Origin of the sequence: Bradyrhizobium sp. I1.14.4 (assembly GCF_050435825.1) — a bacterium.
Lineage (GTDB): Bacteria > Pseudomonadota > Alphaproteobacteria > Rhizobiales > Xanthobacteraceae > Bradyrhizobium.
Genome location: NZ_JBNDLA010000009.1, coordinates 120783 through 133019, shown reverse-complemented (window position 1 = coordinate 133019; position 12237 = coordinate 120783). Strand labels below are relative to the sequence as shown.

At 64.0% G+C, this 12237-nt stretch carries 11 protein-coding genes; 9 read left to right on the top strand and 2 right to left on the bottom strand.

Annotated features, from left to right (window positions below):
* Positions 1–45: 45 nt before the first annotated feature.
* Entirely contained in the window at positions 46–1218 is a 1173-nt protein-coding gene (locus tag ABIB78_RS20040; RefSeq protein ID WP_429027680.1) for a M20 aminoacylase family protein, read from the top strand.
* A 128-nt stretch (positions 1219–1346) separates the two neighbouring features.
* On the opposite strand, the gene ABIB78_RS20035 is transcribed toward ABIB78_RS20040, so the two are convergent.
* Entirely contained in the window at positions 1347–1910 is a 564-nt protein-coding gene (locus ABIB78_RS20035; RefSeq protein ID WP_429027679.1) for a cytochrome b, read from the bottom strand.
* A 172-nt stretch (positions 1911–2082) separates the two neighbouring features.
* Here ABIB78_RS20035 and murI point away from each other — a divergent pair, with 172 nt between their 5' ends.
* From murI to ABIB78_RS19995, 8 genes are all read left to right on the top strand, one after another.
* Complete coding sequence (gene murI, locus ABIB78_RS20030; RefSeq protein ID WP_429027677.1) at positions 2083–2880, top strand: glutamate racemase; 798 nt, start codon at positions 2083–2085, stop codon at positions 2878–2880.
* A gap of 59 nt (positions 2881–2939) precedes the next feature.
* Complete coding sequence (locus ABIB78_RS20025) at positions 2940–3716, top strand: HpcH/HpaI aldolase family protein (RefSeq protein ID WP_429027676.1); 777 nt, start codon at positions 2940–2942, stop codon at positions 3714–3716.
* Positions 3717–3979: 263 nt separating this feature from the next.
* Positions 3980–4243, top strand: coding sequence for a thiosulfate oxidation carrier complex protein SoxZ (locus tag ABIB78_RS20020; RefSeq protein WP_429027674.1), 264 nt, complete (start codon positions 3980–3982; stop codon positions 4241–4243).
* Positions 4244–4520: 277 nt separating this feature from the next.
* On the top strand, positions 4521–7976 hold the full coding sequence (locus ABIB78_RS20015; RefSeq protein WP_429027673.1) for an ATP-binding protein: 3456 nt from the start codon (positions 4521–4523) through the stop codon (positions 7974–7976).
* A gap of 457 nt (positions 7977–8433) precedes the next feature.
* A complete protein-coding gene (gene rpsD, locus ABIB78_RS20010) occupies positions 8434–9051 on the top strand; it encodes a 30S ribosomal protein S4 (RefSeq protein ID WP_429027671.1) in 618 nt (205 codons plus the stop codon).
* 133 nt (positions 9052–9184) lie between these two features.
* On the top strand, positions 9185–9412 hold the full coding sequence (locus ABIB78_RS20005) for a hypothetical protein (RefSeq protein ID WP_429027669.1): 228 nt from the start codon (positions 9185–9187) through the stop codon (positions 9410–9412).
* On the top strand, positions 9391–9687 hold the full coding sequence (locus ABIB78_RS20000) for a type II toxin-antitoxin system RelE/ParE family toxin (protein WP_429027668.1): 297 nt from the start codon (positions 9391–9393) through the stop codon (positions 9685–9687). The genes ABIB78_RS20005 and ABIB78_RS20000 overlap by 22 nt, the downstream gene beginning before the upstream one ends.
* A gap of 40 nt (positions 9688–9727) precedes the next feature.
* Complete coding sequence (locus ABIB78_RS19995) at positions 9728–10795, top strand: threonine aldolase family protein (protein WP_429027665.1); 1068 nt, start codon at positions 9728–9730, stop codon at positions 10793–10795.
* 145 nt (positions 10796–10940) lie between these two features.
* Here the strand turns inward: ABIB78_RS19995 and ABIB78_RS19990 are convergent, their stop codons facing one another.
* On the bottom strand, positions 10941–12203 hold the full coding sequence (locus ABIB78_RS19990) for a serine hydrolase domain-containing protein (RefSeq protein ID WP_429027663.1): 1263 nt from the start codon (positions 12201–12203) through the stop codon (positions 10941–10943).
* Between the last annotated feature and the right edge of the window lie 34 nt (positions 12204–12237).

The following is a 12237-nucleotide window of genomic DNA, read 5'->3' as shown; positions in this document are numbered from 1 at the left end:
ACGAACTGACCCGCCCTACGCAAGCACAAGAAACGGACGCTCCCCATGCCCATCGTCAATCGTGTTGCCGCCCTCTCGGATGAAATGGCCGCCTGGCGCCATGACTTCCACGAGAACCCCGAATTGCTCTACGAAGTCCACCGCACCGCCGGCATCGTTGCCGAGAAGCTGCGCGAGTTCGGCTGCGACGAGGTGGTGACGGGGATCGGACGCACCGGCGTGGTCGGCGTGATCCGCGGCCGCAAGTCCAATTCGGGCAGGACCATCGGGCTGCGCGCCGACATGGACGCGCTGCCGATCGCGGAGGCCTCGGGCGTCGACTACGCCTCGAAGATTCCCGGCAAGATGCACGCCTGCGGCCATGACGGCCACACCGCGATGCTGCTGGGCGCCGCGAAATATCTGACCGAGACGCGCAATTTCGACGGCACCGCGGTCGTGATCTTCCAGCCCGCCGAGGAAGGCGGCGCCGGCGGCAAGGCGATGGTCGACGACGGACTGATGACCCGCTGGGGCATTCAGGAGGTCTACGGCCTGCACAACATGCCCGGCCTGCCCGAGGGTTATTTCGCGACCACGCCGGGCCCGATGCTCGCCTCGTCGGACACGTTGAAGATCATCGTCCACGGCAAGGGCGGCCACGCCGGCGCCGCGCCGCACGAGGCAGTCGACAGCGTCCTGATCGGCGCCCAGATCATCAATGCGCTGCAGTCGATCGTGTCGCGCAATGTCGATCCGCTGAAATCGGCGGTCATCTCGATCACCATGTTCGAGGCCGGCAGCGCGTTCAATGTGATCCCGGAGACCGTCACGCTGGGCGGCACCGTGCGCACGCTCGATCCCGGGGTGCGCGACCTGGTCGAGCGCCGGATCGGCGAGGTCGCCTCCAATATCGCCAAGGCCTATGGCGGGTCGGCCGACACGGAGTATGTGCGCATGTATCCGGTGACGCTGAATCACGCGCGTGAGGCCGGCGTCGCCGCCGAGATCGCCCGCGATGTGGTCGGCGCCGACCGCGTCAACGAGAACCTGGTGCCTGTCATGGGCGCCGAGGATTTCGCCTTCATGCTGGAGGCGCGCCCCGGAGCGTTTGTTTTCCTCGGCATGGGCGACGGCCCGATGTGCCACCACCCCGCCTACAAGTTCAACGACAACATCCTCGGCCACGGCGCCTCCTACTGGGTGCGCCTGGTCGAGAAGCAGATGCCGGCGGGATAGAGCATGATCCGGAAAAGTGCGAAGCGGTTTTCCGAAAAGATCATGCTCAAACAAACAGCTGAAGCGCGATGACGGTTCAACTCGATTTCATCGCGCTTTAATCCGCGCCCGGCGCCGACCCCTGTGCTTCAAGCCGCGCGGTCGGCGGGGTTCGCCCCGATCATCCGTGCGCCGACGCGGTCGCGCTTGACGAAATGATGGAAGGCGGCCGCGGCGAGGTGCAGCACGATCAGCGCGAGCAAGACATAGGCGAAGAAGATGTGGCGCCCCTCATAGGCGTCCGCCGCGGCCTTGTCTGGCGACGTGATCTGGGGAACGTGGAACAGGCCGAAGAAGCTCGAATAGTCCTGTGCGCGGCTACCCGAATGCGCCCAGCCCAGCATCGCCACCAGGATGGTGACGGCGTAGAGCGCGCCATGGCTGATCCGGGCGGCGATCCGCTGCCAGGAGGGCATGTCGGCCGGCAGCGCCGGCGTCGGATTGACGCCGCGCCAGAGCAGCCGCAGCACCGTGAGCGACAGCACCAGATAGCCGATGTCGGCATGGATCGACCGGTAGAAGAACTTGTCGGCCCGCGCCGGGATGTGGTTCATCCACCAGCCATAGGCCAGCATGCCGATGATGGCGATGCCCAGCACCCAGTGGAATGTTCGGGCAAGCGAGCCCCAGCTTGCGGCGGTATTGCGGATCATGATCGACTGGCTCCGTTTAGATTTAGCACGTCGCAGCAATGGTTTGCCGTGATACTTGCAGGTATTGGCCAAGGCCATATGAAATTCCCGCCTTCACCGCCTTTTGTCGGCCGCAGAGGCCGGGTAGCCAAAGACAACTGAATAGTAACCCTGGTTCGGATAGAATTTCCGCGTGTCCACCCCCCCAACCATCCTTGTCTTCGATTCCGGCCTCGGCGGCCTCACGGTGCTGCGCGAGATCGTCCGCACCCGGCCCGACGCGCACTATGTCTACGTCGCCGACGACGCCTTCTTTCCCTATGGCCACCACGGTGAGGACGAGATCATCGCCCGGGTGGTGCCGCTGGTCGGCGAGTTGATCGCGGCCTACGCACCCGACCTGGTTGTGATCGCTTGCAACACGGCATCCACGCTGGTCATGTCGCATCTGCGCGACGCCTACCGCCTGCCCTTCGTCGGCACCGTGCCGGCGATCAAGCCGGCCTGTGCGTCGTCGAAGACAAGGCGCGTCTCCGTGCTTGGCACCAGGGGCACCGTGAAACGGGAATATACTCGCAAGCTGATCTCGGACTTCGCGCAGGGCTGCGAGGTGACGCTGGTCGGTTCGGGCGAGCTCGCGTCGCTGGCGGAAGCCGCCCTCAGCGGCCAGACGGTGCGCGACAATGACATCGCGGCCGAGCTCGCGCCCTGCTTCGTTGGTGATGGCGCGACTGACCCCGCACGCACCGACACCATCGTGCTCGCCTGCACGCACTATCCGCTGCTGCTGGAACGCCTGACCAGGCTCGCGCCCTGGCCGGTCGACTGGATCGATCCGGCGCCGGCGATCGCCCGCCGCGTCGCCGACCTGCTTGGCCCGGCAGGCACCGAGAGCGACCAAGCTGGCGCCGAGATGATATTCACATCGAAGCGCCCGCACGCGCTGACGGTGGCGTTGATGCCGTTCTTCGGCGGCCGCGTCCCGGCCTGATCCTTTTCGCCGTCACAGCACGCTGCTAGCCTCTGCTCTCCTTCGAAGGAGGACCGCACTTGACCCCAGCACCGCTGACGCCGCTCAATCGCCTGCGCAAGCAGTGGCGCGACAAGCGCCCGACCTTTGGCGCGATCGCGACCATTCCAAGCATCCAGACCGTGCAGATCATGGCGCAGTCGCTGGACTGGATCATCGTCGATCTCGAGCACGGCCCGATCGATCTCGGCACCGCGCATGCGATGATCGTGGCCACCTCGGGAACGCCGTGCGTGCCGATGGTGCGGATCGCCGCCAATGAGCCGCACCTTGCCAAGGCGCCGATGGACATCGGCGCGCTCGGCATAAACTTCCCGATGATCTGCAACCGCGACGACGCCGGGAAGGCCGTGCGCAGCGTGCGCTATCCGCCGAAGGGCGACCGGCTCTGGGGACCGTTCCATGCGCCGTTCCGCTGGGGCGTCTCGATGAACGACTACATGGCGACCGCCGATGACGACATGATCTGCATGATCACGATCGAGCATGTCGATGCCGTGAACCGCATCGACGAAATCATGGCGACACCGGGCATCGACCTCGCGGTGATCGGGCCCGGCGATCTCGCCACCTCGATCAACAAGCGCGGCCTGCCCGATGATCCCGAAGTGGTCGCGTTGATGCAGCGCGCCGAAGAGGGCATCATGAAGAGCGGCGTGCCGATCGGCGGCGTCGCGCGCACTGCCGAACAGGCCAATGCGATGGTCGACCGCGGTTACCTCGCGCTCGCGCTTGGCTTCGACTGGTCGCTGTTCCAGCGCGGGATTGCCGCGGCGTTTGCCGGGATCAAGCGGTGAAGGTGACGGCGACGGTGCGAACGCACTGTCGCCGTGATGACGCGCTTGATCGTCGTCGGCCACTTCTTCCCTACGATCCAGCCGCAGCTTGGTCGTAACAGCGCATCCGCCCGTGCACGCCGTCTGCAACGTCAGGGTACGCGATAAGCAGTTCGGCATTCTGCTGGCGAGCGATTTGCTGTTCGTCGATCGGTGACCGACCTCGACGGCGACCTCAACGGCTGGCTCGCCGAGCTGGCGATCGGTCGATCGACGCTTCGCTGGTGCGGTCGCGGTTCATCGTCAGCCATCCGAACTATAGCGGGATGCAGCAGAACACGAGCGGCGACTACGGGCCGGCGCGCTATCTGGAATGGGTCACGGTCAGCGTCGGCGTCAATGTGTTCGACATGGATGGCGGCATCTCGCTGAGCGAGAACCCATCGATCGTCTTCACCCATGTCGCCAAGGACAACGCCAAGGTCGATGTCAGGGTGCAGCACAGGACGTCCGCGCAGTTCGCGCAGCATCTCGACGCGCTTCAATAGCGGCGGTTGGCATCCGTCACGCGCACCCGATAAATTCGCGCGGGCAAGTTCCAGGACTAGACTAGAAAGGTCAGGGTTCCTTCCGTAGTTCTCCGGCCGTGAACAGAGTTCCCGTCGGCCGTTCTCCTCCTGGTCCCGCTCCAGGCAGCTAACCGATAAGGGGAATTGCATGGAATACCGCGGCTACGCCAAGCTGTACCCAGCCAAGCTGACCTAAGTCTGGGCCTCCCGGAACGAGGCCCATAGCCGCGGATGGGCTGGAGTCGGACGGATCACCATGCCGGAGAAAGAGCCAAGCACGGATACCGAGGCTGCTCTTAAGCACTGGCTCGAAACCGTTGAGCTCGGCCAGTACAGCGAACTCTTTGTCCTGCACCATATCGGTTTGGACATCCTGCCCGATCTCACCGAGCGGGATCTGGTCGCACTTGGGCTTCCGCTCGGAGATCGCAAGCGCTTCCAGCGCGCGGTCGCTACCCTCGCCCATTCGGCAAAAGGGTCGGCGGGCGGGACGAGCGTCGTAGAAGGCGTGGCGGCGACCGCCGAGCGGCGCCAACTGACCGTGATGTTCTGCGACATGGTCGGATCGACCGCGCTGTCCGAACAGTTCGATCCGGAAGACATGCGCGACATGATCGCGAGCTTCAGGGAAAAGTGCGTCAGCGTAGTGAAGAGGTACGAAGGCTTCGCGGCCCGCTACCTCGGGGACGGCATCCTGATCTATTTCGGTTATCCGAATGCGCATGAGGATGATGCCGAGCGGTCGGTGCGCGCGGCGCTCGAAATTGTACGGAGCCTGTCGGCGGCGAGAACGAGCGACGCGCGCGGGGTCACCGGTGATGGGCCCAGCGTGCGCATCGGGATTGCGACCGGCCTTGTTGTCGTCGGAGATCTGGTTGGACGAGATACCGCCGAGCGCGATTCCGCGGTCGGCGAGACGCCCAATCTGGCTGCCCGTCTGCAGGCCCTGGCGCCTCCAAACGGCGTCGTCATCGCGTCTTCGACGCAAACCCTGCTGAGAGGAAAGTTCGACTACCAGGATCTCGGATTTCACGCGCTGAAGGGAATCTCCGCGAAAGCTCAGGCCTGGCTTGTGGTCCGGCCCTCCCGCGCGGAAACGCGATTTGCCGCAGCCATGGGCTCCAGATTGACACCGCTGGTCAACCGCACCGAGGAGGTGGCATTGCTGCTCACGCGTTGGCAGCAGGCGAAAGCCCGCGAGGGCCAGGTTGTGCTGGTGACGGGTGAGCCGGGAATTGGAAAGTCCAGGATCGTTCAGGAACTGCGGGAGCGGATCGCAAGCGATCGGCACGGACAGGTTTCGTTCCAGTGCTCTCCCTATTACAGCAGCACCGCCTTCCATCCCTTCATCGCGCAGCTCAAATTCGCGCTCGACCTCGATGGCGAAAGCTCGTCCGCGCTCGGGCTGACCAGCCTTGAAGCTGACGTCGCCGCCTCAAATGGCGCAGCGGAAACAGTGGTGCCGATCCTTGCCGCGCTGCTTTCAATTCCCACCGGTGACCGATATGCGGCGCTAGATCTCTCGCCGCAGCAGCAGAAGGATGCGACCGTAGCTGCGCTCGTCAACCATCTGCTCGCGCAAGCGCGCGAGCGACCTCTCCTGGTCGATTTTGAGGATGCACATTGGATCGATCCCACCTCGCGGGACGTGCTCGATCTCCTGGTGGAGAGCATTCGCAGCACGTCGATGCTCGTCGTGATCACCTGTCGTCCGGAGTTTCAGCCGGGCTGGAACGAACGCACGCATGCCGTGACTGCGAACCTGAAACGTCTCGGTCGGCAAGTCCGCACGACATTGGTCGAGCGCGTGGCGGGAGACAGGCAGCTTCCCCGGGAAGTGGTTGAAGACATCATCGTCAAGACCGATGGCGTGCCGCTCTTCCTCGAAGAGCTGACCAAGGCCGTTCTCGAGTCCGACGTCCTGACCGAGCAACATGGACGCTACGTCTTGTCCGGTCCATGGCATCAGCTCGCTATTCCCGCGACACTGAACGATTCCCTCATGGCCCGCCTCGATCGGATGGGACCGTTCAAGAAAATCGCGCAGATCGGCGCCAGCATCGGCCGCGAGTTCTCCTATGAACTCCTTCTCGAGGTTGCCGATGCGCCGGCGGACCAAGTCGAAGCCGCCCTGAACCATCTGGAGGCGGCCGACTTGATCGTCCGCTTCGGCGTCCTGCCGGAGGCGCTGTACTCATTCAGACATGTGATGATCCAGAACGCGGCGCATGAAAGCCTGTTGCACAGGGAAAGACGGACGCTGCACGCGAGGATCGCGCGTGTGCTGGCCGAAAAATATCCGGAAAAGACCGAACGCGAGCCGGAACTTCTCGCCTACCACCTGACCGAATCAGGCCAAAGCGAGCCGGCTGCGGGTTTCTGGCTCAAGGCAGGCAGGCAGGCCGCAATGAAGGGCGCCACGCTGGAGGCGATCGGCCATTTGCGTCGTGGGCTCGCGGTTCTGCAAGGCTCGCCCGGCATGCAGGGACGAAACGAGTCCGAGCTGGAGCTTCGCATCGCTCTGGGTACTGCCCTGATCGCGGCCAAGGGATATGCCGTGGAGGAAGTCGAGGAGAACTACGTTCAGGCACTCGAGCTCGGCCGGCACCTTGACGACAGGGCGAAGGTCTTTGCGGCGACGCGCGGACTTTGGGTGTGCCACTTCATCCGCGGCGATCTCGGGCGGGCGCATGAGCTGAGCGCGGAGCTTCTGAAGTTCGCAAGGCGCGAGGCCTTGAACCAGGGATCATCCCCGACGCAACAGACCGGATATCTCATCGAGGCGCATCGGGCGATTGCGATGACCATGCTGTACCGTGGCCGATTTGTGGCCGCCGAACATCATCTTCAGCGCTTCAGGAGCCTGTACAGTCCGGAGCTGCACGGTGCCCTGACGGCAACGCACGGCATCCATCCGGGCGTCGTCTCGCTCTCCTACCTCGGATATCTCTTGTGGTTTCTCGGCCGTCCCGACTCGGCGCGCCAATACAGCCAGCAGGCCGTTGCAGAGGCCGAGAGTCTACGCCACCCCTTCACGCTGTCGTTTGCCTTGACCTTCGGCGCCTACGTTTGCCAGCATCTTCGCGACGTCGAAGGGACCCGAGATTACACCAACAGGGCGCTGATGCTCTCATCGGAACACGGCTTCCTGCATTGGAAGCATCAGACAACCATTCTGCGCGGATGGGCGATGACAGAGCTTGGGGATGTCGATGACGGATTGGACCAAATGCGAACGGGCATCGACGGTTACGAGGCCATGAATGCCTGGCTCGCCAGTTGCTGGTTCAGGAGCTTGCTCGCGAAGGCCTATGCAAACGCCGGCTTGCCTGATGCTGCCTTGCATGAACTCGACAGCGCAGCGGCGATCGGCAGAAGAACGGGAGAGCACTTTTACGAAGCCGAGATCTATCGTCTGCAGGGCGAGATGACGCTGGATTATGGGCAATCATCGTCGGTCGAATCCGCCGAGCGATTATTCCTCTCCTCGATCGAACTGGCGCGCAGGCAAAACGCGCGGTCCTTTGAATTGCGGTCGGCTGTCAGCCTGGCGCGCCTGTGGCAACATTCCGGCAAGCACGCGCGAGCGGCGGAGTTGCTGCGACCTGTCGTGCGAACGTTCGCGGAAGGTCTGCTGACGCCTGACGTCAAGGAAGCGCTCGAGCTCGCGAGCGAACTTGGGGTAGAAATGCCCGCAGCTGAGAAGTCATAGCCCGGGTGAGCCAACGACGGGGCGCGGGAATGCGCGCCCGATGCTGCTGCGCTGGGACCCATCTGCGACGCCGCCCTGATCGCCCGGCCCCTGACCCGGCTCGAGCAGGTGCTGGGCGGCGAAATCGCCGCAGAATTGGGCGGGATTCGACTGCAAACCGACGTCCGGGCGGCCGGCAGCCGTCTTTGAGGGGGCGAAAACAGCCATTTTGGCGCCGATTCGGCCAAAATGCCCTGCGTTTTGTTTGACAGAACCGGACTTTCTCCTTAAGACCACCCTTGCTCGCGGGCCGGTTTCGGCCCGCGATGCGTTTCGCGACCCGTGGTTCTCCCCGAGCTTTCGAGGCGGACCTGTCGGTACAGGCCTTTTGGCCGGTACACAGGAGGGCGCGTCTCCTCAAACCTGAAACTGACAAAACGCCGGGCGCTTCGTGCGACGGCTATGCAAAGAGGACGCGATGACAAAGCGCAGTGAGGCGAAGTACAAGATCGATCGCCGCATGGGCCAGAATATCTGGGGCCGCCCGAAGAGCCCCGTGAACCGCCGCGAATACGGCCCCGGCCAGCACGGCCAGCGCCGCAAGGGCAAGCTCTCCGACTTCGGCGTGCAGCTCCGCGCCAAGCAGAAGCTCAAAGGCTACTACGCCAACATTTCCGAGCGCCAGTTCCACGGCATCTATGTCGAGGCCAGCCGCCTGAAGGGCGACACCGGCGAGAACCTGATCGGTCTGCTCGAGCGCCGTCTCGACACCGTGATCTACCGCGCCAAGTTCGTCGCCACGATGTTCGCCGCGCGCCAGTTCATCAATCACGGCCACGTCAAGGTGAACGGCCGCAAGGTCAACATCGGCAGCTACAAGCTGAAGGTCGGCGACGCCATCGAGGTCAAGGAAGCCTCCAAGCAGCTTACCCCGGTGCTGGAAGCGACCCAGCTCGCCGAGCGCGACGTGCCTGACTTCCTCGACGTCGACCACGGCAAGATGACCGCGAAATTCGTCCGTATCCCGGCGCTCGGCGACGTGCCGTTCCCGGTGCAAATGGAGCCGCATCTGATCGTCGAATTCTATTCGCGCTGATCACAGCACGCATGCGAGATCCGAAAGGCCCCGGTTTTGCCGGGGCCTTTTTGTTTGACCACAAGACGACTATGATAGGCAGGACTTATATTTGCAGGACTTGGCAGATGGCTGCCCGCAGAGGTTCTTGCCGATGACTCGATTACTCGAACAGGCGTTCGATACAGTTTCAAATTTGCCTGACACGGAGCAGGACGAACTCGCGCTTATCATGCTGCAGCTTGCCGGTGTCGACCAACCGCCGCTCCAGCTCACGCCGGAGGAAGACGCCGATCTGGCTGAAGCTGACGCCGAGATTGCACGCGGCGAGTTGGCAACAGACGGGGAAGTTCGTGCGATGTGGAGAAAGCACGGGCTGTGAACGTCCGCTATACGCGACACGCCCTTGTTCAGATCGATCGAGCGCTCTCCTATATCGAAGCACGATCGCCTCAAGGGGCGGTCCACGTTCGCGACCGCGTCCTGACCCTCGTCACACTGCTGCAAGAGCAACCCCGTGCAGGGCGCGCGACGAGCCGTCCAGGCGTCCGCAGGCTTTCGGTCACGCCATATCCTTACCTGATCGACTATCGCGTAACGCCGACCGAGATTATCATTATGCGGTTTCGTCACGCTGCCCGGAGGCCTATACGCTAGCGGCGAAGCCGCAGCCCAGCGCGGAGCGATGAGGAAAGCCATGCACTACACCCCTGCCCGCCCCGCCCCCAACGCACCCGCCGTCCGCATCAATCTGCTGTCGGATACACAGACGAAGCCGACGCCGGCGATGCGCGAGGCGATGGCCAAGGCGGAGGTCGGCGACGAGCAGGTCGGTGACGATCCGACCACCAACGAACTCTGCGCCCGCGTCGCCGATCTGCTCGGCAAGGAAGCCGCGGTCTTCATGCCGTCGGGCACGATGTGCAACGTCGCGGCGACACTGGCCTATTGCCGTCCCGGTGACGAGATTTTGGCTCATGCCACCGCTCATATCGTCGCACGCGAGGGCGGCGCGCATGCCGCGCTCGGCGGCTTCCAGATCACGCAGCTCGCGGGCGACGACGGCCAGTTCGCGCCGGATACCTTCCGCGCCGCGCTGCATCCGCGCACCCGCTACCAGCCGCCGCAGGTGCTCGTCAGCGTCGAGCAGACCGCCAATATCGGCGGCGGCACGATCTGGAAGAAGGCCGCGCTGGACGAGGTCGCGAGCATCGCCAAGGCCCATGGGCTCGTGACCCACATGGACGGCGCGCGGCTCCTGAACGCGACCGTCGCATCCGGCATCTCGCCGCGCGACATGACGGCGGGCTGGGATTCGGCCTGGATCGATTTCTCGAAGGGCCTGGGCGCGCCGATCGGCGGCGTGATATCAGGCACCCGCGCCTTCATCGACGACGTCTGGCGCTGGAAGCAGCGGCTCGGCGGCTCGATGCGGCAGTCCGGCGTCTGCGCCGCCGCATGCATCTACGCGCTCGATCACCACGTCGACCGTCTCGCCGACGACCACGCCAATGCGCGGGCGCTGGCGCGCGGGCTGTCGCAGATCAACGGCGTTGTGGTGCAGGCCCCCGAGACCAACCTCGTCTTCTTCAAGCCCGACGGCGCCGGCGTGCGCGGAGACAAGATGATCGCCGAACTGCGCAAGCGCGGAGTGACGCTGGCGATGATGGACGGCCGGATCAGGGCCTGTACGCATCTCGACGTCACGGCCGCGATGATCGAGGAAGCCGTCGGCCACGTCAGGGATATCGTTCGCGCGGCGTAGTCTCCACTCGTCATTGCGAGGAGCGATAGCGACGAAGCAATCCATGTCTCGGCATGTGATGGAATGGATTGCTTCGCGGAGCCTTTCATCGGGCGCGCATTTGAGCGACCCGTCGGCTCGCAATGACGAGTGGTCTAGCCCGAAACTACCGTCCCATCGCCCGATAGATCAGCGTCTTCAGCTCCTGCTGGATCCGGCCGCGCTGGGACGGCGTCTGCACCATGAAGATTCCGAACAGGTCGTCCGCGGGATCGATGAAGAAGAACGTGCCGCCGACGCCGTCCCAGCGATACTCGCCCAACGGCCAGGACGTGTTCGGCGGCACCGAGGTGCGGACCGCGAAGCCGAGGCCGAAACCGGAGTTCGGACCCGGATAATAGTTCTGGTCGCGCACGACCCCGGTTTCGGGACCAATGTGATCCGACGCCATCAGCGCGATGGTTTCCGGTTTCAGATAGCGCTTGCCCTCATAGCTGCCGCCGTTCAACAGCATCTGCGAGAAGCGCGCATAGTCGCCGACGGTGCCGACCATGCCGCCGCCGCCGGATTCCCGTCGCAGCGGCTGGCGCGGGTCGCTGACGTCAGCGACCGGACTGATGGTGCGATCCTTCGGCATCGGCTCGGCGATCAGCGGCCATTTCGTCCGGTCGGCAACATAGAACGCGGTCTCGTTCATCCCGAGCGGACCGAGCAGCCGCTCCTTCTCAAACTGCAACAGGGATTTCCCTGTTATCACCTCGATGATGCGGCCGAGCACGTCGGTGGAATGGCCGTAGTCCCATTGCATGCCAGGTTGTTCGGCGAGCGGCAAGGCCGTGAGCCGCGCCACGAATTCGGCATTGGATGGATCGTTGTTGAACAGGCCGGCGTCAGCGTAGGTCTCGTTCACGACGCCGCCGCCGTAATAGCCGTAAGGCAGGCCGGCGGTGTGGCGCATCAAATCCTCGATGGTGATGGGACGCTTGAGCGGCTCCAGCGTCATCGTCGTCTTGCCCTCGTCGCCACGCTTCTCCACGCCGACCTTCATGCCGGCAAAGGCCGGGATATACTTCGAGACCGGATCGCTGAGGGCGAGCTTGCCTTCCTCCACCAGCATCATGGCGACAACCGTGGTGATCGGCTTCGACATCGAATACAGGCGGAAGATGGTATCCGCGCTCATCGAGAACTCGGTGGCGATGTCGCGAACCCCGAATTTCTCGTAGTAGACCGGCTTGCCGTGCTGCTGCAGCAGCAGGATCGCGCCGGGAATCTTTCCGGTCGCGATCTCGTTCCTGATATAGTCGGAGACCCCGGCGAGGCCTTCCGCCGAGAAGCTGTGCGCGGCCCGCCCCTCGGAGCCGGCCTGCGCAACCGTTGCGACGAATGCGAGCGCGAGTGCCGCGACGAACGCGCGGCACCCACGCATGCAAGAGCATGACCCGATCCGATTGAATCGGGTC